Below are 23,387 nucleotides of genomic sequence, written 5' to 3'. Positions count from 1 at the left end.
AAAGGAAGACGTTACATGATTAAAAATGCACTTCTTAGTGTTTCAGATAAAACAGGTATTGTAGATTTTGCGAAGGGTTTAGTTGAATTAGGTGTAACTATTTATTCAACAGGTGGTACGCTTAAAGCGATTACTGATGCGGGCATTGCAGCAAAAGCTGTTGAATCTTTGACAGGTTTTCCTGAAATGATGGATGGCCGCGTTAAGACCTTGCATCCAAAGGTTCATGGCGGCATTTTGGCTATCCGTGATAATGCAGAACATCAACAAGCTATGGCAGATCATGGTATCGAACCAATTGACCTTGTAGTAGTCAATCTTTATCCATTCCGTGAAACCATTGCAAAACCAAATGTATCCTTAGAGGAAGCTATTGAAAATATCGATATCGGTGGCCCTACCATGGTACGCTCTGCTGCAAAAAATCATGCGTACGTAGGTATCGTAGTCAATCCAAATCATTATGATGAAATCTTAGCAATGCTTAAGGAACATGGAGAATTGACTCAAGAATATCGCTTTGGTTTGGCGAAAGAAGCCTTTGCTCATACTGCTGCTTATGACGTAGCCATTGCTAACTATATGAGCGGCATCTTAAACGAAGGTCCTACACCGTCTGAATACTTAAGTGCTTATGAAAAGGTTACAGACCTTCGGTATGGCGAAAATCCGCATCAGCAAGCGGCATTCTACAAAGAAATTGGAACGGCTCATGGCATGGGTGCTTTGAAACAACTCCATGGCAAAGAGCTTTCCTATAACAATATCGTAGATATGGAAGCGGCTTGGAATATGGTGTGGGAGTTTACAGATCCTGCAGCATGTATTATTAAGCATACAAATCCTTGCGGTGCGGCTACTGCGGCTACCTTGCATGAGGCTTATGTAAATGCTTACGAAGCAGACTCTGTATCTGCCTTTGGTGGTATCGTTGCTTTAAACCGTGAAGTAGATGCAGCCACTGCAGAAGAAATGAGCAAAATTTTCTTAGAAGTTATTATGGCACCTGCTTTTGCAAAAGAAGCATTAGAAATCCTTGAAGGAAAGAAAAATATTCGCCTCATTCAGTTATCTAAACCTGAATCTGGCCAAGTGACCGTGAAAAAGGTTTCTGGTGGCTTATTAGTACAAACAGAAGATGATATTCTAGAAGACCGCGCTAACTATAAAGTGGTTACGAAGGTACAACCAACAGAGGAACAGTGGAAAGCCCTCGAATTTGCGTGGAAGCTCGTAAAACACGTAAAATCTAATGCGATTTTGATTTCTAACGAAAAACGGACACTCGGTGTGGGGGCAGGACAAATGAACCGCGTTGGGTCAGCAAAGATTGCCCTTGAACAGGCTGGTGAAGCCGCTAAAGGGGCAGTATTAGCATCTGATGCATTCTTCCCGTTTGGGGATACTGTAGAAACGGCGGCAAAACATGGTGTTGCAGCCATCATTCAACCTGGTGGATCCATTCGAGACGAAGAATCTATCAAGGCTGCCGACGAAGCGGGCATTGCGATGGTATTTACAAGCATTCGTCACTTTAAACATTAATTAGTCTATTCTGATTGAGGTTTACGGTTGAGCACTAACGATTGAGCACTAACTCATATCTAATCATTGATGGGTAATAATGATTATAGAAGATCTAAGTGCTTACATAAATATGATGTATTGATGGCGTTTAGGCGTCGATGGAGGACTTATGAAAGTATGTGTAATCGGTAACGGCGGCCGCGAACATGCCTTGGCATGGCGCTTGTCCATCAGCCCTAGCGTAACAAAGGTATATGCCATTCCTGGCAGTGCGGCCATGTCAGATTGTGCCGAGTTAGTCGGCATTGACTGGCAACAAAGCGATCATTTGATTAGCTTTTTAAAGGATAACCAAGTCGATTTAGTCGTTGTCGGTCCTGAGGCACCTCTTGTAGCAGGACTAGCAGATGTACTGAATAAAGCAGGAATTCCTGTCTTTGGCCCATCCAAAGCAGCTGCTCAACTAGAAGGATCCAAAGTGTTCGCCAAAGATTTAATGAAAAAATACAACATCCCAACTGCCGCCTATGGCGTGTTCCACAAGGTCGATGAAGCAAAAGCATTTATCGGTCAAACTGGTGCTCCTATTGTAGTTAAAGCTGATGGTTTAGCAGCTGGCAAGGGTGTTGTAGTGGCTATGACTATTGACAAAGCAAATGCGGCTGTAGAAGATATGCTCAGTGGCAACCGCTTTGGCGAGGCTGGTAGTACTGTAGTTATTGAAGAGTTCATGGAAGGTGAAGAGGCGAGTTTACTTGCCTTTGTAGATGGCAAAACAGTAGTTCCTATGATTGCTTCCCAAGATCATAAACGCATCTTTGATGGTGATAAAGGCCCTAATACAGGTGGTATGGGTACCTATGCACCAGCGCCAGTGCTCACTGATGCATTGCGGGATGAAGCCATGAAAACTATCTTGGAACCTATGGTAGCGGCCATGGAAAAAGAGGGAATGCCTTATGTGGGCTGTCTCTATGCAGGGCTTATGATTACCTCTGAAGGGCCTAAGGTAGTAGAATTCAATGCCCGTTTTGGTGATCCTGAAACACAAGTTGTATTGCCCTTACTAGATAGCGATTTAGGTGAAATCATGATGGCCTGTGCTATGGGCACATTAACAGCTGATATGGTGAAATGGAAAGACTCCTCAGCGGCTTGCGTTATTCTTGCCTCTAAGGGGTATCCTGAAACTTCATCTAAGGGTGATGTGATTCATGGTGATATTAAGCAATACGATACAACTATCGTATTCCACTCTGGTACAAAGCTCATTGGTGAAAATTATGTTACCAATGGTGGTCGCGTACTCGGCGTAGTAGGTCTAGGTAAAAATCTTAAAACGGCGCTCGATAGAGCTTATGGACGGATAGAACACATTGATTTTGAGGGCATGCAATATCGTACAGATATTGGGGCGAAAGCTTTCAAATAAAGAAAAAGTGTTTTAAATACAGTAACAGCGTTTTAAATACAGCATAAAAATGTTTTTAACAAAGTAAAACCTCTACACTCATGCATAACGCAGTGGTGTAGAGGTTTTATTTTCTACCTTTTAACGGTTACCTATGTTATAATAATGTAGATATAAAGAGGGCCCATCGACGTGTGATGGCGTTAGGCTCATCTCAAAATTTGGAAACTTATGGATGACGCCTAACGTGTAGAAGAAACCTTCTACACGTTAGGTGTTTTTACTATAGAATATTTTTCTTATAGCGACGTACAACTATGAAATATAACAAAGAACCGTTAGAACTGAATAGTCCGGTGGCCTTTTGGCTGAACTTCCCCAATGAAGAACGCGTATTTTGGGTGGATCGTCAGAGTGATCGTATCGTTGTAGGCGCTAAACGTCTGGCGACGGTCAAAGATGATGAGGACCGCCATAATTACGCCTACGTATTTTATGGGGATACTTTTTTTGAGACCTCCAAAGATCCTAAATGGTCTGGTATGGGCCATGAAATGATTGCTTTCACTCATTATTACATCGTAGAAAATGGGGAATCTTTCTATCTTCATGCTGGTGAAAGCGTGCCCATCGAGGATTTTGAGGTGCCTCGCGTACACCATAATTTTAAGGAAACCAGTGATGATAAGGCTGCTTGGGATAGCCTTATGAATGCTATTGCTGAGGGCATCAGCAGCGGTGAAATGACTAAGGTCGTCTCCTCTCGCGAAGTAGAGTTTACCAGTGATACACCATATAATGTGGCTAGTATTTTAGCTAATCTAGTAGATAACAATCCTAATTGTTTTATCTTTGGTTACGAAAAGGATGGCCGTACCTTTGTGGGTGCATCTCCAGAAATCCTAGTGCGTCATCGTGGCAGTGAAATCCTCAGTTATGCCTTAGCTGGCACGGCGCCTAAACATGGGCCTAAGGCGTGGACTAAGGAACAACTGTTAACAGATAAGAAAAATCTTTTTGAACATAATATCGTCCGTGATCGCATTGTAAATACTATGAAAGCTATTACTCCAGATGTGACCATAGGTGAAACGGGTATTATGGAGTTAGCTCACCTTTATCATTTGCGTACTATTATTACCGCAAAGGATAGTACGAAGTCCCTCGTAGAGTGGGCAAAATTATTACATCCTACACCTGCTCTCGGTGGGGAACCTCGAGAAAAGGCATTAGCATTATTACAAACGTACGAAGCCCATGAACGTGGCATGTACGCAGCTCCATTTGGTTTTATGAAAGACATGGGGGATGGCATCATAGTCGTTGCCATTCGATCGGCTCTCATCATGGATAATGTACTGTATGCCTATGCAGGGTGTGGTGTTGTTGCCGACTCTGATGCGGATGAAGAATACGCAGAAACTAATAATAAAATGCGCACCATTTTGGAGGCGCTATAATACATTTCCAAACCCTTAGGGGGCGTTGAAAGGGAATATAATGAACGAATATATTGCTGCCTTGGTAGATGAATTCTACCAACTCGGCGTTCGTCATGCGGTGTTTAGCCCTGGCTCTCGTTCTACAACGATGGCCATGCTTTTTACAGAGCATGAAGGATTTGAAACATATATGAATATAGATGAGCGCTCTGCTAGTTTTATGGCTCTTGGCATTGCAAAGGCTCATAAGGAACCGACCGTACTCGTTTGTACCTCTGGTTCGGCAGTGGCTCATTATTTGCCCGCTATTTTAGAGGCTCAATATAGCGGTGTGCCTCTCATCGTTTTATCTGCAGATAGGCCACACACGTTGTTACACGTAGGGGCTCCGCAAACAGTAGACCAACAGAAAATCTTTGGTACCGCTGTAAACTATTACGAAGAATTAGCAGTGCCTCAAGAGGCTCATTACTATACATATCCACGCCAAGTAGCACGTAAAGCGTATATGAAAGCTATGGATACTAAAAAAGGACCAGTACATATCAATGTTCCTCTCTTTGAGCCCTTGGTACCTGAACTGGATAGTAAACATTTTGAAGCGGGACGTAGTCCCTTTAACGTAGTTAAGCCACATTATAGTAGTGGCTGTAATTATGATAATATAAGTCATAGCAGTCATGTAAACAATACTAGTAGCAATAAGGATAGCTTCCTCGGACAATATAAGAATATTCTTATACTAGCTGGACCACAGGTAGATGTTGTGGAAGCTAATAATATTCTTTCTTTTGCTACAACGCTACAAGCACCTATCTTGGCAGATCCATTGTCTAATGTAAGACGATGTTTAAACTCGGTTGGTAGTCATAGTGAGAAGGAATGTATCGATACTAGTAAGGTTGTTATTTCTACATATGATGCATTTTTAGCTGATAAAGAGCTATGGCCTATACTAAAGCCTGATTGCGTAATTCAGTTCGGACAAATCGTTGTGTCTAAACGTGTACAACAGATGGTGGCGAGTTGGGATCATGTAGAATACATTGAGGTTAATCCTACGATGGACTCTATGAATCCAACGGGTAAAACCACTATGCACATGCAAGCAAGTATTGATGTATTTACGAATCTGTATGGTGTACAAAATGATTCCCCAGCATATCTTGGCAAGTGGCAGCATTTAGAAACAGCAGGAAAACAGAAACTAGGTACAGCAATAGAGGAACCAAGTTGTTTTGAAGGTTGTACGATACGCGAGTTACAGCAACATATTTCTAGTGATGCACAAGTACTTGTTGCCAATAGTATGAGTATTCGAGACTTTGATTACTTCTGGTTTGGTGGTGAGTCTGCCGCCGTACTGTATGGCAACCGCGGTGTAAATGGTATTGATGGTACCATTTCTACTGCTTTAGGTCTTGCCACAAATGGACTGCCTACATATCTTGTAACTGGTGACTTGTCTTTGTTCCATGATTTAAATGGATTAGCAGTAGCCAAAATGCATAATCTCAATTTGACGATTATTTTGCATAATAACGATGGCGGCGGCATTTTTGAGTACTTACCGCAAAAGGGAACAAAGCATTTTGATTACTTGTTCTCCACATCGCAAGGCTTAGATTATAGCGGGGCTGCCAAACTCTATGGCTGTGGTTATACTAAAATCACAAGCCCTGATGAATTGAGCACTGTGCTAGCTAATGTTAGCTCAGAAACAGGCGTTCATATCATTGAAATCCCTACAAATCGGGAATATAGTCGACAGTTACATAAGAAATATACAAAAGTTTCAGTTGATATGGAGGCATTACTATGAGTCAGTATTTTTGTAGTATTGTAGATAATGCTTTGTGTAATCCAGCTCAACGCATGTACTTTGATTTGGGTGAATACCGCTACGGTTTAACTGTGGTTGGCGATGGAGAACCTATTGTGTGCTTCCATGGATTCTCTGAATCGAGCTACACTTGGGATGCTATTAATCTTCCCGGCTATCGCGTGGTCCGTATCGACTTGATTGGTCATGGTGATTCAGATATTCCTGATGAAGATAAGGCTTATACGATCCCTCAAATGATAGAGGATTTACATACCGTTATTTATCATATGGTTGGGGATAGATATTACCTCATGGGTTACTCCATGGGGGCCCGTATTGCACTTTCTTACGCTTTGGAATATGAAAGTGAAATCAAAGGAATCATCCTTGAAAGTGGCTCTGTAGGTATCGCCTCTGATGCTGAGCGAGCAGAGCGCCGTAAGGCCGATGAAGATTTAGCGGCTCACATTGAAAATCATGATGGTGCGTGGTTTGCTACACGTTGGGCGGAGGCTCCTATTTTTGAAAGTCAAAAACAACTTTCAGAGGGCGTAGAGGAATTAATCTATCTACGTCGTTCCAATAATAGTACGTATGCCTTAGCATGTACCTTGCGTGGCTCAGGCCAAGGGGTAATGCCTTATGTAGGGGATAAATTAGAGAAATTATCTCTTAAAGGCTTATATGTAAGTGGCGCTTTAGATACAAAATATACTACAATAGGAAGAGATGTGTTTGGCAAGTTGCCAAACTTTAAGCATGTCATCGTCGAAGGGGCGGGGCATAATGTGCATATAGAAAAACCGCAACTATTTGAAGAAGCGGTGTTAGATTTTTTACAGAAGAAAGGTTAAGTCCATGAGCAAATTTGATTGGAAAGTATTGAATCGTAATTATGAAGATGTAATTTACGAAACATATAATGGCATTGCAAAAATTACTATTAACCGTCCAGAGGTGCGCAACGCGTTCCGTCCTAAAACAGTTATGGAGTTAATCGACGCTTTCACAGTAGCTCGTGAAGATAACGAAGTAGGCGTAATCGTATTGACTGGTGCTAACCACGGCAAAGGTGAAGATAAAGAAGCATTCTGCTCCGGTGGCGACCAAAGCGTACGCGGTCACGGTGGTTATGTAGGCGAAGATAATGTTCCTCGTTTGAACGTTCTTGATTTGCAACGTTTGATTCGCGTTATCCCAAAACCTGTTATCGCTATGGTTAATGGTTTTGCTATCGGTGGCGGTCATGTGTTGCACATCGTATGTGACCTTACCATCGCTTCTGAAAATGCTAAATTCGGTCAAACAGGTCCTCGCGTAGGTTCCTTCGATGCTGGGTATGGTGCAGGCTACTTGGCGCGCATGATCGGTCATAAACGAGCTCGTGAAGTATGGTTCTTGTGCCGTCAATACACTGCTGCTCAAGCGTATGAAATGGGCATGGTTAATACTGTAGTACCATTCGACAAATTGGAAGAAGAAACAGTTCAATGGTGTAGTGAAATCCTTGAATTGTCTCCAATGGCATTGCGCATGTTAAAAGGTTCCTTCAATGCTGATACAGATGGTCTTGCAGGTTTACAACAATTTGCAGGCGATGCAACATTGATGTACTACACAATTGATGAAGCAAAAGAAGGTCGTGACGCGTTCAAAGAAAAACGCAAACCAAACTTCAAACAATTCCCTAAATTCCCTTAATAGGGAGAGTTACTAGTCCTAGATTGGGGACTAACTATTTTAAAATAATAAGGGCGCCTCTATATGGGGCGCCTTTCTTGTAATGTCACTAGGATATAATGTTTGGATATGAGATTAATCATTAGGAATAATGTTTAGATACGAGGTGAGACGATGGATTGGTTACGTTATGGTGCTGAGCACTATCCTAATCGCATATGTATAAATGAATATACCTATAACGATATATACCGTGGCGTAGTTCATGTAGCTCGTAAATTAGAGCCTTTAAAAACCTCTCGTGTGGCCGTTTTATCGGACAACTCTGTGATGATGGCAATCTATGTATTAGCAGCTATGCTTGTACATAAAGAAGTTCTATTACTTAATGTACATCTTAAGCCTAACGAGATAGGAAAGCAATTGAAACAATTAGGGGTTATTACTATTTTACATAGTAAAGAACGACGTGATCACCTGCCTAATTCACTGCGTGCCATTGAGTTTGAACCTCTAGAAACCATTCTATCTGACCGAGTTTTAGAAGATGCCTTTGACTGGACATTTAATGATACAGATATTGCAGCTATTATGAACACTAGTGCCACAACGGGGCAGATTAAGTCTGTTCCTCTCCGATGGGGGCAAATTAGAGCTCATGTACAAGCGTCTCAAGAGGTGTTAGGTAAAACCGAACAAGATAATTGGCTTATGGTATTACCTCTGTTCCATGTAAGTGGTCTATCTATTTTGATGCGGTCTCTTTACAATGGTACGGCTGTTACTATATTGCCTAAATACGATGAGATAAAGGTTTTAGAACTCATTGAATCTGAGAAAATTAATATGATGTCTCTGGTACCAACAATTTTGACTCAATTAGAACCGAAGATTACACATCATAAGTTGCGTGTTATCTTGCTCGGTGGTGAGTTTATTCCTATGGCTCTCATCGATGCTTGTGAAAAGAAATCCTTACCAATCTACAAGACCTATGGCATGACGGAAACCTTTAGTCAAAGCGTGACTTTCTCCGTATTGGATTACCCTCATAAACGAGATTCCGTAGGAAAACCATTACCAGGGATGCAGGTTCGCATTGATAAACCTGATGCAGACGGTGTAGGTGAGATTCACTTAACAGGCCCTATGGTTATGACTGGATATATTGACAAGGAACCTATCGATGGTGACCTTAATACCGATGATATCGGTTATGTCGATGAAGATGGGTTCGTATATATTTTGAATCGTCGCAAGGATCTCATCATTTCTGGTGGTGAAAATATTTATCCTAAGGAATTAGAGGATTTAGTCTACACATTGTCATCTGTCAAGGAATGTGCCGTTGTACCTGTACCTGATCCTAAATGGGGACAAGTACCGGCTCTATTTGTGGCCTTTCACGATGGTGAAAGCATGACTGCAGATGCAATTCTATCCTTTATGACTAAATCCCTGGCAAAATATAAAGTTCCTAAATACGTAAAGATATTGCCTGCGTTGCCTAGAAATGGAACAGGTAAAATTGTGCGCAATGAACTGCGTTTAGAAGATTGAGGCGCCTATGAATGATATTTTAAACTTTAAAAGTATAACTACATATCGCCTTAAATTGCCGTTGAAGTTCAACTTTAAAACTGCTAAAGGTGAAGTAAAAGAACGAGAGACCGTTGTCATCCGCATCGAGGACCAACAAGGTTATGTCGGTTATGGAGAGTGTGTAGCTTTCACAGAACCATTCTATACAGCGGAAACCGTAGATACATGTTGGAAAACATTAGTAGATGATTATATCTTTAATTTGCGCATGATGCGGCCTAAACCGCTTATGACCTATGTACGGCAGTTGCAGTTCTGGCTAAATCGAGATCACATGCCAATGACTATTGCTGCCTTAGAAAATGCACTGATTAACCTTCATTGCGAGCGATTAGGTGTAAACTCCGTTTCCTATATTATGGGGCAGCCTTTACAAGATACTATTGAAAGTGGTGTTGTTATCGGTGATGTACCGATGGAACAATTGCTAGATGCCGTAGAAGCTCATGTGGTAAATGGTTGTAAGCGCATCAAGTTAAAGGTAAATCCTACAGATGGCTATGAACGGGCAGCTTTAGTGCGTAAGCATTACCCCAATTTAGTTTTGGCTGCCGATGCGAATCAAAGCTATTCTTATGATGATATTGATGAGGTCCGTCAATTTAACGATTTGAAGTTAGCTTGCATAGAAGAACCTTTTGCTATAACAACGCTTCAATCCTATAAGGAGTGGAAGTGGGAACGCCTCAACAACGATGATTGGCATATTGAAACGCCTATCTGTTTAGATGAGTCCATCTTGGGCTATGACGACTTATCGTATGCTATTGAATATGGCCTGATTGATGTACTCAACATAAAAGTAGGTCGTATGGGGGGGCTCGTACCTACTAAGGCAGCTATTAATCTGTGTAGAGAATGTCATATTCCGTATTGGGTTGGCAGTATGGTAGAGTCGGGCATTTCTAAAATGCTGCACGCTCAACTAGCGGCTCTAGGTGATTCCTATATGGCAGGAGACCTATCTGATTCTAATAGATATTTTGAACGAGATCTCATCTATCCAGATTTGACCTTTAAGGATGGTGTTATGCACGTTCCTGATGGAGATGGCTTAGGTGTAACTGTTTTTGATGATAGACTAGAAGCATATTGTGTGGAGAAACGAACACTATGAATTTGATAGAATCATTACAAATTGAAAAGCCTCATATGACTAGTGATACTACATGTATTGCGAAAATGAATCTAGGCGACTTTCACAAGCAACCGCAAGGTTACCTAAATGGTGGAGCCACCTTGGCCTTTGCAGAAATCGTTGCAGGTATGATGAGTAATGAACTTATTGGTGCAGATAAATTTGGTGTAGGACAATCTGTAACAGCTAATCATTTGCGCCCTGTACGATGTGAAGGGGCCTTAACAGCTTACGGCACCTTACTTGTAAAAGGGAAAATATCCCATGTGTGGCGCTTTGATATGCTAGACGATGCAGAGCGACTTATTTCCCAAGTAACCGTAACACTATCTATTGTGGACTTTGATCGGTAATAGAATAGGTAATAAGCAATAGATAATAGGCAATGATAAAAGGACAGTACATACTATTTTAGTATCTACTGTCCTTTTTAGATTTTGTATAAATTAATAGTTACTTATTATTTATTACTTTTTATTTGCTATTTACGAGTCACTGTATATAAGTCTTCCATGTCTGGAATATCGTAAATAACCCATGTGCCATCACCTAAGTGACGCATCAAAACACGTATATCTTTTGTCATATTTTTTTTATTGTTTTGGATTGTTACTATTACGGTAGCTGTATCTCCATCGTCTTCAGATTTGATATTTTTAACCTCTACATCATGCGCTTTGAAGAGACGGCCATCCACAAGGCGATCGACCATGGACATGTTGTCATCACTTTGAGCCGTATTATTAGTGTCTGTTGTAGTTGGCTGAGATTTAAAGCTATCTGGATCTTCAATATATTTTCGTATCACATCTTCAATTAAAGATGGACCAAATGTTTTAGCTGCTGCAATAGTAGCTTTGCCAAATGGATTGGATGTATCTATATATTTATTGCCTTCCCGTTCTAATATATTTTTTACAATAGATTTCGTATCTATATGACGTAAGGCTTCATCGGCATCTTTATCTTGTATGGCTTGATGGATAATTTTTAGCGTATAAGCTGGTGTGTGGGGAATGTACCACATGAAATACCACGCTGCTGCTAAGGCACCAACAATAGCAATAATTAAGATGGTTATAAGTGATTTTGATTTCATTGTATTGCTCCAAAGTATTTTATATTACATTCTTATTATTTATATAATATATATTTATTTTATCATAGTCAAAGGCCCTTCACTATAATTATTAATTAGTGATACTTAAAATAATAGAACTTTCAAATATATGCACTAATAGACTATAAAGAATATATATGCTGTAAAGTGGATAAGATATATTATTGCTTTAGCTGGCTAAAGGATATATAATAAAAGTATCTTTCATGAAATTTTCATATAAAAGAGGGGTAGATTATGGTTAGTAAAAGGGTTATTATCAAATCTTTAGTATGCACGGCATTGACTTTTAGCTTTGCTACATGTGCTTTTGCTGCAGATAAGGATAATGGGGAAACAGTTCAATCAAGCTGGATGGATCGTACGGATATAGGTATTGGTTTCAAAGGGACTCAGGAAGATACTTATCATGACTATGCAATGCCTAATAAACAAATGACCGATAATAATCTAAGCTATGATTCACGATTTCATTACCGGAATCATAACTCTAAGCAGAAAATGAACTCAAAGTATTTTATAGAAACATTACAACCCATAAAACAATATGGTAAAGATGGAAAATCCGTGGTGTTTGTACAAGGTCGCTTAGATGGTAATGGTGGCGAAAAAGTTTCCACTACTACATATTGGAATGGGTCGGACGCAGATCTTGGAAGAATTGACGGTCAAGGAAGTTATATTGATAAAGGTGAAGTAGTAGAACATGATACTCTTGGTGTTGTTGGTACTGCTGGTATTGGCTATCGTCGTCTTAGTACACATGAGCATGCCTACGTCGGTGCCGATGTATTCTATGACTATGCTTTTAAGGATAAATTTTCTCGTGTTAGTGCAGGATTAGAATATGTAGCTGGTCTAAATACGATTAGTGTCAATGTATACCATGGACTATCAGAAAAAAAGGTGGGACCTTATGACATTAACACACCTTTGCGTCAAGTACCACGGGCAATAATTTTCCATGATAGCTTTAGTACACCACCTGATGGTATTCGTAGAACACCCCGATATTCTTATGAACATGTATTGGATGGCTTTGATATACGGTATACACGTGATTATAAGAATGCTCGTTGGCTATCTAGTTATGTGGAAGGATATCATTGGAAAACAAAAGCACCAGGAGAACAGCCAACAGAGATGTTCTATATTGACCAACATAAGTGGCAGTCTATACATGGGCTAAAGGTAGGCGCTAAAATGAATGTGACGCCTCATATCTCTGTAGACTTAGGAATTGGTAAAAGTAATATTAGCTCTGTGGAACCTTATGTATCTGTTATGTATACTTTAGGTAAGTCTAGATATGCGTACTTTGGTGGTAAACATAGTGAAAATATGATGACTTCGGCACGTTCTAAGATGTTTGATAAGGTTAAACGCAGTGATATGAAGGTTGAGTATTACTGGGAACAAGACTTGCGTGACGGTCCTTGGGATCATTTATAATTAATATCGTATTAATTATGGTGGTTTATAGTTCTTAATAAATCTTAATGAATTGGTATCTATCTATTATTTAAAATAGGTGGATACCAATTTTATTTTATAGGTTTATGAAATATTGCGTATAAATGAGCATTTGAAATATAAATGGTAAATCCAAATGATTTTTGCTAGATAATTCTTAATTTCATATATTTTGGAAAAATTCATCAAAAAATTAGAAAAAAAGTACTTGCATTAGTAGCTTACCTCATGTTAATATATACGAGTAGTCAACGAGAGTTGATACGCGGCCCCGTGGTGTAGCGGTTAACATGTCGCCCTGTCACGGCGAAGATCGTCAGTTCAAATCTGATCGGGGTCGCCATTTTTTTTACAAAAAACGTGCCTCGGTAGCTCAGTTGGTAGAGCAACGGACTGAAAATCCGTGTGTCGACAGTTCGATTCTGTCCTGAGGCACCATTTGTATTCCATGCGGTTGTGGTGGAATGGCAGACACGCCATCTTGAGGGGGTGGTGAGCGTACGCTCGTGAGGGTTCAAGTCCCTCCAACCGCACCAAGATATAAGGACCTACAGTTTACTGTAGGTCCTTTTTGCTATAATATTTAAAGTTGTAGGTGTATATAGGAGAGAGAAATGAATAAGAAATATTTTGTACTAATGCTGCTTTCACTAGCATTATCTAGTCAGTTTAGTTTAGCTGCAACAGTGGACGGGATAAACCAAAATACTAGTGCTGAACTGAAAAATAATGCAAAGTCAAACCAGTCTGTACAAACTAAAGCTCCTGTGAAATTAGATTTTATTGAGATTATTCCTGGTGCTTTTAAAGCTGTTATAAGGGATAAATCTATAAATCCAAAAAAGCTTTCGATTGAAGATGAAATTACATTAGAACGGAAGGAGAAGGAGCACGCTTCTCAGCGATTAAAAATATCAGAAAAAACTGATTTTGGTAGTGAATACAAAACGTTTGATCCACTTTATAATGATAAGGATAAACAAGCACTAAAAGAAATTAAAAACTATAATACTGAATCAACACGTAATCAAGGTTATTTTATTGGTGGTCGAGATAAACCTTTACGCATCGTGAGCCCATATATGAAAAAGAATGGTCAAGGAGAGATTAAGCTAACAAATCCCATTAATACTAAAGATTATAGGACGCGTGCTGATCGGGATAAAGCAAATGAAAAGGCAATTCGAGAGTATTTAGATCAAAATAAAGGGCATGATTTATTTACCGTTCGCTCTAAACAGGAAATAAAAGAGTTACTAGAGAGCCTTTTGAAACCTATAGAATTAATTGAGTATCCTATCAATAATCCAAAAGATTATAAAATGATGCCTATGATTCCTGGTTTCCCAAAGAAAATACCTGGTTTTGCAAAAAATATTCATATGCATAGTAATCCAAGTTTTTTTCAAGGCAGGGCTTACGTACAACTTACATTTGGAGGTACACCGGAACAATTAAAGCCATATATTGATGAAGCACGTTCTAACTCTAAAGTGGTTATTTTAAAATCTGATTTATCCCATGTGTATGTTAAACAATTTATTGATTCGAAGATGGACTATGCAGATTCCCTATCTGCATTAATCCTAAGGTCGATACTGACTGTAAAGAATACAACTGTGCCGATGGGTAAATTTATACAAGAGCGACAAGACCATCCAATTGATAAATTTGTAGATGAAATATATGAGTTAGAAAATCAAGTACTAGCAGAATTTAATAAGGTACAGATTGCAGATGAAGACAAAAGTGCAAAGTATAAGAGATATTTTGAAACTCGTAAACGAATACAAGACGCTCGAGATGCATTAAAGCCTAAACAAGATTATGAAAATAAGCGTGCCAAAGATAAAGTGTATCCAACTTATACTGAAAAAGAAAATCGAAAGCTTCAGCAACAATATTTGCATAGATTGTCATATAATGAAGATTCAGTAGAAATACCTGATAATTATGTATTATATGTATTTGATTTTGGTGGCAGTTGGAATCATCCCTATTCTTTAGGTGCTGCAGTTAGTCCAGATAGTAACTATATCATTTATTTCTGCCAACAAGGTTGATTGTAAAAATAAAAGGTAGCAACAATATATGTTGCTACCTTTTTACTATATCCATATTGGCAGAATTTCATATTATATGTACAATCATAGTAATTAATAATTTAAATTGTTTTAAGAATGAGAGTGTTTTATGAAGTTTAACTATGGCGATACATTGCGTATCCGAAATGAGTTATATACGATCCTAGGCAAAATTCGTTACATTGATACTCATAGGAGAATTTGGTATAAGTATAAGCTGGTTAAACATAAGAATAATGCTGAGTTTTGGATCAGTTGGAATGAAAAACATGATGTATATCAGTTTACAAAGTTATGTGGCAAAGTAATACCATCTGATATGAACGTAGTTCATCGAAGTTATCAGATGGCAATAGGTACAAGAGGGGATATAGATACAGATATAGATATTGGTGCTTTCTCTCGTTATGAAGAGTATGAAGATATTAATGGTACTCATATACTTACTATTGAAAAACGGGTTCATACGACAGAGTATTCCAAAGGCGTTTATGTTGATAAAAAATATGTGTTGCTTGAAAGCAATGCAGAGATAACTAAGCCTATTCTAGATAAAATGGATACCGTTAAGAAGGTGAGATTTATAGGGCCAATTATTTGGTTTTTGGCAAATTTCTTTAAGAATAAATAAAAGGTAGCAACAATATATGTTGCTACCTTTTGGTTTGCTCTAGAATTTAGTTGTTAGCTGTTTGCTTCAGCTGGTTGTAATTGTTCAAGTTCTGCTTCTTTAGCATCTAATTCTTTTGCGCCAAAGTGTGCAAGTACACAGAATGTAATGCAAAGAACACATGCTACTAATAAGAGGTAGAAACCTGCATTCCAACCAAATTTATCTGCTAAAACACCAAATAGCGTTGTACCAAGGTTGGCACCTACGATGTAACTCATGAAGCCACGAAGACCAACGGCAGAGCCTACAGCGAATGGAGGTACAATATCCATAGTTTGTACAGATGCTAAGAATTGAGGAATGTAGATTAGGCAACCTACGACAGCAGCAAAGAATGTAACCCACAAGAGGGATTCACTTTGCCAATAGCCGAAGATACAGAAGAAGATAATACTTACTGCAATGATTGCTGGTGGCATACGATAACCTTTAAAGAATTTATCGGAAATATAACCTGCAAAAATTGTAGAAGGAATAGCTGCCCATTCAAAGAATAAGAATGCGATAGACATTTCTGCTTTAGAGAAGCCTTTCACTTGTAATAAGTAAATAGGCAACCATGTAAGCATACCGAAACGAATCATGTAAACGAATGTATCAACTAGAGACACATACCAAGCATTTTTATTTTTTAATACATATTGTACAAAAATTTGTCTTGTGCTTAGGTGTGGTGCTTCTGCACTTCTATGTGCTTTATGAGCTGTATCGGCAATGATTTCACTAGTTGGTGGTAAGCCTTCTCGTTCTGGACTTTCTTTAATCAAGAAGCAAATAAGAATAGCTACTACAATTGCAATAATTGCAGGAATGCCATAGCTGCCTAATTGCCAGTGATCAGTAGTGGTGAAGTATAACGCAGCAGCTACGATTGGTGCTACGATACCGCCACCAAGATTATGGGAGATATTCCAAATTGCCCCAAAGCGACCACGTTCTTGTTTTGGATACCATTTAGCAAGTGTGATGAAGGATGGGCCTACACCAAAGCCTTGGAAGAAACCATTAAGAACTACTAATACTAAGAAGAAAGCGAGACTGTCGGCAAAGCTCATAAAGATATTGATAATTGCACAGCAAATAAGACCGAAAGCCATAAATTTTGCAGGGCTTGCTTTGTCAGCAAGACTACTCATGAAGCCTTTACTTAGACCGTAGGCGATAAGCATACCACTAGATAGCAAACCGATTTCCGTTTTGCTCATGTGTAAGATATCTGATAAAAAATGAGTTGATAAGGCAAAGTTGTTACGAACGATATAGTACGCAGCGTAACCAATAAATACACCGGCTAGAGATTGAAATCTATATTTGTAATATAAATTCATAATCATATTCTGAGGAACCGATGGTTTTGCCTCTTTTGGTTGTAGAAATGAAAACATAGTTATTACCTTTCTTTCATAATAACCAAATTCTAGTGCACTGCTAATAGTACCATTTATAGATGATTTATGTAAATGATTAATGCTACTAAATTAAGCGTTAAAGCCATAAAATTAATTGATATATGGTTATTTTACAGAAAAATATTATTTATATGTATATAGTAGGCTTAGGATATAGTAACGTGCGGTAGATATACTACATTCTATAGGCTTTGAAATTTATTGTAATGACGATTTATATTTTGGTATAATTATACTCATGCTGAATAGTTCTTAATTATTCTTATTTTAAGGAGATTGTATATGAAAGGTTTTACTAAACGTGCTATACTCGCTGCTTGTGTTGGTGCAGCCATGCTTATTACTGTAGGTTGTGGTTCTAATCAAAGCTCTCAATCTACTCAATTGACATATAATGGTTCCTCCACATTGGCACCAGTTATTTCTAAAATCGCTACAGATTTTACAGAAAAGAATAAAACTTGGAATCATGCGGATAGCTCTTTGCCAGATAAAGATATTACTATCTATGTATCTTCTGGTGGTTCTGGCACAGGCATTAAAGCGGTTATCGATGGCACTGCGGACTTCGGTTTAGTAGCTCGTGAAGTGAAAGACAGCGAAAAAGCAAAAATCAAAGATTACAATGAAATTAAAGTAGGTATTGATGCCTTAACAATTGCCGTAAATCCTGAAAATCCTTTATATGCTATAAAAGATAATCTTACTAAAGAAGAAATTATTAAAATCTTCTCTGGTGAGTACAAAACTTGGAATCAAGTAGATCCTTCCTTGCCTAATCAAGAAATCATCGTAGTAACACGTGATCTTGGTGGTGGTGCTCATGAAGTATTCCAACAAAAAATTATGGGGTCCGTAGAGGTGACTAAAGACGCTATCCAAGCTCCATCCATGGGTGCTCTTGTAGCTAAAGTTAAAGAAAATAAATATGCTATCGGTTACGCATCGTATGGTATGTTAGGTCAAAACAAAGGTCAAATTGTTGCCTTTAAAGTTGATGGTGTAGCTCCAACAGACGAAACGATTACTGATGGTTCCTACATGATTCAACGTCCACTTCTTATCGTAGGTAAAGGTAATATGGGCGGCGTAGCAGATGCTTTCACAAAATACTTGAAGTCTGAAGAAGGCCGCAAAGTTATTCATAAAATGGGCTTTGTTCCTGTAAACTAATCAGATAGAATAAAAGCAAGGCTGCGGCCTTGCTTTTTTCTTATGAAAGGAGAGTCTATGCATTTATCAGATCGTTTTACATCTGGCATAGTACCGATTATGGCGGTGTCTGTTCTCGCTTTATATATAGGGCTCGTGCTCTATATGGCGATAGAGGCGTGGCCCGCTTTGATACATATGTCTTGGACGGATATTGTAACCGGTACAGTTTGGAAGCCTATGGCACAAAGTCCTGTATTAGGTCTTTCCTATATTATTTCTGCTAGTCTCTATGTATCGCTGTTATCTTTGATATGGGCGTTGCCATTGGGGATTGGTACCTCTGTAGGCTTGAGTCTAGGCGTATCGCCACGTATTCGCCAATTTTGTTTATCTACTATCGATATGATTGCTGGCATACCTTCTGTTATTGTTGGTTTTATCGGTCTTGCCGTAGTGGTTCCGGCCATTCAAACGATGTTTTCTTTGTCTACCGGTGAGTCTATTTTATCGGCTAGTCTCGTATTAGCCTTTATGATTTTGCCTTATATTGTGACTCACTGTACGGAATCTATCGAAACCTATCGTCAGCGCTATGAAGAAACGGCTTTGGGCCTTGGTATATCACCGTGGCATACTATGAAAGCGATAATATTGCCTAGTGCTAAAGGTTCTATCATTCTTAGTTCTGTTCTAGCCTTCTCTCGTGCTATGGGGGAGACTATGGCCGTTATGATGGTTGTCGGTAATGCGCCTATTTTGCCTAGCTTATTAGGTAAGGCTGAGCCGATTCCATCTCTTATTGCTCTTGAAATGGGTAGTGTAGAGTACAACAGCTTGCATTATAGTGGTTTATATGTAGCAGCGTTAGTGTTGCTAATGATTTTAATACTGACTAATATTCTAGTCTATATGTATTCTTGGAAAACTAGAAAGGACGGTCATCATGAAGTTATCTAATCTTGCATTAGCTACTTGGGCTTATGGCAGTCTAGTCCTAGTTATGGCAATACTCATCGCTGCTTGCGCCTATATTGTGTATCATGGTGGACCGTTAATAACCGTTGATTTCCTCTGGCTCTATCCAGCGGGGATGCCTCTCGGTGTAGAAGGGGGCATATTCCCTGCCATAATCGGCAGTATTCTAGAGGGCTTATTAACGGCTTCTATGGCGGCTATTGTAAGTATTCCTTGTGCCCTTTACATGGTATATGGCAATATTTCTCGATGGAAATCAGAATGCTTTTTGTTCACTCTACGCTGTATGTCCGGATTACCATCTGTTTTGATTGGCTTGTTCGGCTATAGTGTGCTGATTTTATATCTAGGTATCGATAAAAGCTTATTATCTGCGTCGATTACGTTAACGGTAATGGTTATACCTTTTATTACGTTGCGCCTTGTGAAAGTATTCCACGAGTTTCCTCGTAAAACGTATGAGGCAGCTCTCAATATGGGGCTTTCACCAAGTTATATATGGATGCATATGGTCATACCTAGTGCCATGAGAGACGGATTGAGCGCTATAGCCCTTGGGTCGGCCTATGCGATGGGAGCCACCGCACCGATTATGTACACTGGTGCCGTATTATATACGCGATCCATACCGAATATAACGGATCCATTTATGGCCTTGCCGTATCATTTGTACATTTTAGTCAACGAAGGTTATTCAGTAGATTTAGCTTATGCTACAGCCTTTGTATTGATGGTTATATTACTTTGCATTAATATTATTTGTCGCTGGATAGGAGGGCGGTCTTGATGAGCACCATATTAGATATTAAAAATATAGAGGTGTCCATTGGTGAGCATCCTATTTTGCAACACATAACCTTGCCTATTGCAGAACATGCTGTTACTGCGGTTATTGGGCCGTCTGGTTGTGGTAAAAGCACATTGTTAGCTACGCTTAACGGTAGCTTACAGGCGCCGAAAAAAGTTACTAATGGACAAATTATTTACGATGGCCTATCTACAGACTCAATGGATCCGCACATATTACGTCGTCAAATCGGTCTCATCGGACAACAACCGACTGTATTCCCTGGTACCATTGAAGATAATATGGTATTTGCTCTAAATTATTATAAAGAGTTATCCGCTGCAGACAGAAAGGCTAAGGCGATACAATGTTTAGAGCAGGCTGGATTATATAGCGAAATTAATGGTGACGTAAAGCGTTTGGCAAGTTCTTTATCTGGCGGTCAACAACAGCGCCTGTGTATTGCCCGAAGCTTGACCGTAGATCCAAGGGTTATGCTCTTTGATGAACCATGCTCTGCTTTAGATATAAAAAATAGCTTACATATTGAGGCGTTGCTAACAGAGTTAAAAGTAAAACAAACGATTGTCATTGTTACTCACAATTTACAGCAAGCTAGACGCATTGCAGACTACACTGTATTTATGAATGATGGCCAAGTGGTAGAGTGGGGCTCTACGGAGCAAATATTCTCTGATCCACAACAAGAATTAACTCGTGATTATTTGGCTTTTGGCTGATAATTTTGTAAATTTTATACTTTTTAAAAATATTAAAGATAAAATTTCTATAAACTGTTGACAAAGTTATTTTATAATTGTATATTAAAGGTGACATACTGGCGTGTCAAAAAGGGACTTAGAGAGAGTTTAGCCAGACTGACATACGATATAGTTCGAGAGTAACTATATACATAAGAAGGTGTACCGCTGAGAGACGAGAGAAGGGCGGTACGCCTTTTTTGTATGTCAAATACAATTCAGTGTGTTTTATATACAATCTTAGATCTTTACAATCTAATTAGCAGTATAAAATATTAACATTTTAAATATAAATTTTTGTTAAAATAATGGCGGTTACGAGTTTAAAATATGGACTAAGACCTCCTTATGTATTACAATGTATTACATAAGGAGGTGCTTTTATATGGCAAATATTTCAGTCCGTCTAAATGAACAAGAAGAAGAGTTATTTAAAACCTATGCTGAGTTTATGGATGAAACACTTTCTACCCTCTTTAAGAAGGCTTTACTAGAAAAGATTGAAGACGAATTTGATCTTAAGGTAGGTCAAAAAGCATTAGCAGAATACAAGCAAGATCCAGTTACCTATTCTGTGGCGGAAATGCGTGCAAAATATGGCTTATAAACTTGAGTTTTCTAAACGGTTTGACAAGCAATTTTCTAAATTAGATAAATCAACGCAACGCTATCTTTTTAATTGGCTCATAAAGAATGTAGATAATGTAGAAAACCCTAGGTACTTAGGAAAATCATTGTCGGGGAATAAAACAGGGCTGTGGCGTTATCGCATTGGTAATTATAGAGTCATTGCTGATATTAATGACAATAGATGCATTATTTTAGCCTTAGAAGTTGGTCATAGAAAGGATATTTACAAATAGAGGATATACTATGAAATACTTACGTCGTGAACTTAATCAAGTAGAAAAAGAATACTTAAAACAATTTGGTGAAGGCTCTTTAAACCGTGTCATTCTACACGACCCAAATACGAAGGATAAACAAGAAGTACAAGATACCATTGATATCCTAAAAGAAGCTATGGCAAAAAATAAACCTCTAGAACAAGTTCCAGAGGATATGTGGAAGATTATTGAGTTATAGAGTATTTGCGTGGTTATATGACATGTATACCAACCATTTTATATAGTTTAGCTGAGAGAGATTTGAATGAAGTTAAAAAGAATTGCACTAGTTGTGACCGTATTATCTGCTAGTATAGGGATAACAAATGCAGAGCAGATATCTAACCCACCTATATTAATACCATTGATTGTAAAGACTACTCAACTTGATAGAACACAACCTATAGAGGTTATGCCCTACATGGAAAGTAAAGTTACAGGTGAAACAAAACTATCCTATGCTGTTATGTCCGTTGCTAAAAAAACATATAATGAACAAATGTTGCAACATCGAGATGCAGAATTACGTATGCATGCTCATATTGAGGAACATAATAGAAAAATAAGAGGTGTGCCGCAACGAGACCTTATTAAAAATCCTTATACACAAGAGGAAATTGAAAAACAAATTGTGGATGCTATTAATTTTAGAGAAAGTATTAAGTATCCTATTAATGACAAGGAATATTACAATCATATAGATGTAGATAAAGTGAATGATTTGTCAGGTTTTCCAAAGAAAATACCATCATTTGCTAAGCAGGTTGATATTCATTTAAAACCATCTAAGGCAATTGAAGACGGTCGTTACATTCAAGTTTCTTTCACAGGCAAACCATCAGAACTAAAGCCTTATATTCAAGATGCAGAAAATCATGCTAAGTTTATTATTACTAAGGGAGAGGCTGAACGTGTTTCTATTAAACCTTACGAAGATGTTAAGACGAATTATAGAAAATACGTATCTACTATATTGCCAGAAGAATGGATTGAAGTAACCAATACATTTAATAATATGTATCAATATAAGCTGGCGCTAAGTAATGAAAATATTAAGCGACAAGTTAATCGTGAACTCTATAACCAAAAGAATAATCAAATGGGTTTTGACTTAGAGCAAGATGCTAGCCAATTAAGTTCTGATAAAGTGTTGTCTAATGATGAAAATAAGGCTTTACAGAAAAAATATTTAGGTTACTATTCATATAAAGAGGTAAAGAGACCATTTAACGCAGAGTACACATTCTACATCTTTAAATTTGATTATTTATATAATATGTTTACTGTTGCCGGTATGGCCGTTAATCCAGAACAGACTAGAGTAATTTATTTCCTCCATACAGTACAATAAAAATAAAACAAAAGAAAACAAAACAAAACAAAACTAAAGGCACATTGGTAAATGAATGCTTTTCCTAATATAAGGAGAAATTCAATA

General features: G+C 38.5%; 22 protein-coding genes and 3 tRNA genes. 23 read left to right on the top strand and 2 right to left on the bottom strand.

Annotated features, from left to right (window positions below; genetic code table 11):
* The first annotated feature begins 15 nt into the window (after positions 1–15).
* The 9 genes from purH to KH109_RS08480 all read left to right on the top strand — a co-directional run bounded on the left by purH (position 16) and on the right by KH109_RS08480 (position 10,978).
* Positions 16–1,545, top strand: a complete 1,530-nt coding sequence (gene purH / locus KH109_RS08520; protein ID WP_295218623.1) for a bifunctional phosphoribosylaminoimidazolecarboxamide formyltransferase/IMP cyclohydrolase — start codon at positions 16–18, stop codon at positions 1,543–1,545.
* Between the two features lie 151 nt (positions 1,546–1,696).
* A complete protein-coding gene (gene purD / locus KH109_RS08515) occupies positions 1,697–2,959 on the top strand; it encodes a phosphoribosylamine--glycine ligase (RefSeq protein ID WP_295218621.1) in 1,263 nt (420 codons plus the stop codon).
* Between the two features lie 296 nt (positions 2,960–3,255).
* Positions 3,256–4,398, top strand: a complete 1,143-nt coding sequence (locus tag KH109_RS08510) for an isochorismate synthase (protein WP_295218618.1) — start codon at positions 3,256–3,258, stop codon at positions 4,396–4,398.
* Between the two features lie 40 nt (positions 4,399–4,438).
* On the top strand, positions 4,439–6,202 hold the full coding sequence (gene menD, locus KH109_RS08505; protein ID WP_295218615.1) for a 2-succinyl-5-enolpyruvyl-6-hydroxy-3-cyclohexene-1-carboxylic-acid synthase: 1,764 nt from the start codon (positions 4,439–4,441) through the stop codon (positions 6,200–6,202).
* A complete protein-coding gene (menH, locus tag KH109_RS08500; RefSeq protein WP_295218612.1) occupies positions 6,199–7,059 on the top strand; it encodes a 2-succinyl-6-hydroxy-2,4-cyclohexadiene-1-carboxylate synthase in 861 nt (286 codons plus the stop codon). The genes menD and menH overlap by 4 nt, the downstream gene beginning before the upstream one ends.
* 4 nt (positions 7,060–7,063) lie before the next feature.
* Entirely contained in the window at positions 7,064–7,906 is an 843-nt protein-coding gene (menB, locus tag KH109_RS08495; protein ID WP_295218609.1) for a 1,4-dihydroxy-2-naphthoyl-CoA synthase, read from the top strand.
* A gap of 153 nt (positions 7,907–8,059) precedes the next feature.
* Positions 8,060–9,445: an o-succinylbenzoate--CoA ligase gene (gene menE, locus KH109_RS08490; protein ID WP_295218607.1), complete on the top strand. Its 1,386-nt coding sequence runs from the start codon at positions 8,060–8,062 to the stop codon at positions 9,443–9,445.
* Positions 9,446–9,452: 7 nt separating this feature from the next.
* Positions 9,453–10,604, top strand: a complete 1,152-nt coding sequence (gene menC / locus KH109_RS08485) for an o-succinylbenzoate synthase (protein WP_295218604.1) — start codon at positions 9,453–9,455, stop codon at positions 10,602–10,604.
* On the top strand, positions 10,601–10,978 hold the full coding sequence (locus KH109_RS08480) for a PaaI family thioesterase (RefSeq protein WP_295218601.1): 378 nt from the start codon (positions 10,601–10,603) through the stop codon (positions 10,976–10,978). The genes menC and KH109_RS08480 overlap by 4 nt, the downstream gene beginning before the upstream one ends.
* 128 nt (positions 10,979–11,106) lie before the next feature.
* Here the strand turns inward: KH109_RS08480 and KH109_RS08475 are convergent, their stop codons facing one another.
* Positions 11,107–11,724, bottom strand: coding sequence for a DUF2939 domain-containing protein (locus KH109_RS08475; RefSeq protein WP_295218597.1), 618 nt, complete (start codon positions 11,722–11,724; stop codon positions 11,107–11,109).
* A 258-nt stretch (positions 11,725–11,982) separates the two neighbouring features.
* Between KH109_RS08475 and KH109_RS08470 the strand changes: the two genes are divergently transcribed.
* The 6 genes from KH109_RS08470 (at position 11,983) to KH109_RS08445 (ending at position 15,933) form a co-directional block, all read left to right on the top strand.
* A complete protein-coding gene (locus KH109_RS08470; protein ID WP_295218593.1) occupies positions 11,983–13,197 on the top strand; it encodes an inverse autotransporter beta domain-containing protein in 1,215 nt (404 codons plus the stop codon).
* Between the two features lie 288 nt (positions 13,198–13,485).
* Positions 13,486–13,561, top strand: a tRNA-Asp gene (locus KH109_RS08465).
* 19 nt (positions 13,562–13,580) lie between these two features.
* Positions 13,581–13,656: transfer RNA gene (locus KH109_RS08460), tRNA-Phe, on the top strand.
* 12 nt (positions 13,657–13,668) lie between these two features.
* Positions 13,669–13,754 (top strand) — tRNA-Leu (locus KH109_RS08455).
* Between the two features lie 78 nt (positions 13,755–13,832).
* On the top strand, positions 13,833–15,281 hold the full coding sequence (locus KH109_RS08450; protein ID WP_295218590.1) for a hypothetical protein: 1,449 nt from the start codon (positions 13,833–13,835) through the stop codon (positions 15,279–15,281).
* A gap of 130 nt (positions 15,282–15,411) precedes the next feature.
* A complete protein-coding gene (locus KH109_RS08445) occupies positions 15,412–15,933 on the top strand; it encodes a DUF4178 domain-containing protein (protein ID WP_060924141.1) in 522 nt (173 codons plus the stop codon).
* Positions 15,934–15,986: 53 nt separating this feature from the next.
* Here KH109_RS08445 and KH109_RS08440 read toward each other — a convergent pair whose 3' ends face one another.
* Positions 15,987–17,360, bottom strand: a complete 1,374-nt coding sequence (locus KH109_RS08440; protein ID WP_156719608.1) for an MFS transporter — start codon at positions 17,358–17,360, stop codon at positions 15,987–15,989.
* A 306-nt stretch (positions 17,361–17,666) separates the two neighbouring features.
* Between KH109_RS08440 and KH109_RS08435 the strand changes: the two genes are divergently transcribed.
* The 8 genes from KH109_RS08435 to KH109_RS08400 all read left to right on the top strand — a co-directional run bounded on the left by KH109_RS08435 (position 17,667) and on the right by KH109_RS08400 (position 23,300).
* The gene (locus KH109_RS08435) at positions 17,667–18,557 is read left to right on the top strand and encodes a phosphate ABC transporter substrate-binding protein (RefSeq protein ID WP_295218583.1); all 891 of its coding nucleotides are present in this window, start codon (positions 17,667–17,669) and stop codon (positions 18,555–18,557) included.
* Between the two features lie 57 nt (positions 18,558–18,614).
* On the top strand, positions 18,615–19,496 hold the full coding sequence (gene pstC / locus KH109_RS08430) for a phosphate ABC transporter permease subunit PstC (RefSeq protein WP_295218578.1): 882 nt from the start codon (positions 18,615–18,617) through the stop codon (positions 19,494–19,496).
* A complete protein-coding gene (locus KH109_RS08425) occupies positions 19,483–20,301 on the top strand; it encodes an ABC transporter permease subunit (RefSeq protein ID WP_295218575.1) in 819 nt (272 codons plus the stop codon). The genes pstC and KH109_RS08425 overlap by 14 nt, the downstream gene beginning before the upstream one ends.
* Positions 20,301–21,041 carry an ATP-binding cassette domain-containing protein gene (locus tag KH109_RS08420; protein ID WP_295218571.1) on the top strand — a complete coding sequence of 247 codons (741 nt, stop codon included), beginning with the start codon at positions 20,301–20,303 and terminating at the stop codon, positions 21,039–21,041. The genes KH109_RS08425 and KH109_RS08420 overlap by 1 nt, the downstream gene beginning before the upstream one ends.
* Before the next feature lie 406 nt (positions 21,042–21,447).
* A complete protein-coding gene (relB, locus tag KH109_RS08415) occupies positions 21,448–21,669 on the top strand; it encodes a type II toxin-antitoxin system RelB family antitoxin (RefSeq protein WP_005387906.1) in 222 nt (73 codons plus the stop codon).
* The gene (locus KH109_RS08410) at positions 21,659–21,925 is read left to right on the top strand and encodes a type II toxin-antitoxin system RelE/ParE family toxin (protein ID WP_295218567.1); all 267 of its coding nucleotides are present in this window, start codon (positions 21,659–21,661) and stop codon (positions 21,923–21,925) included. Before relB ends, KH109_RS08410 begins: the two co-directional genes overlap by 11 nt.
* A 10-nt stretch (positions 21,926–21,935) precedes the next feature.
* Positions 21,936–22,148, top strand: a complete 213-nt coding sequence (locus KH109_RS08405) for a hypothetical protein (protein ID WP_295218562.1) — start codon at positions 21,936–21,938, stop codon at positions 22,146–22,148.
* Positions 22,149–22,214: 66 nt separating this feature from the next.
* Positions 22,215–23,300, top strand: a complete 1,086-nt coding sequence (locus tag KH109_RS08400) for a hypothetical protein (protein ID WP_295218559.1) — start codon at positions 22,215–22,217, stop codon at positions 23,298–23,300.
* The last annotated feature ends 87 nt before the right edge of the window (positions 23,301–23,387 follow it).

Source organism: Veillonella sp. (genome assembly GCF_018381775.1).
GTDB lineage: Bacteria > Bacillota > Negativicutes > Veillonellales > Veillonellaceae > Veillonella.
The sequence above is the reverse complement of the archived record's forward strand: the minus strand, read 5'-3'. Positions and strand labels throughout refer to the sequence as shown.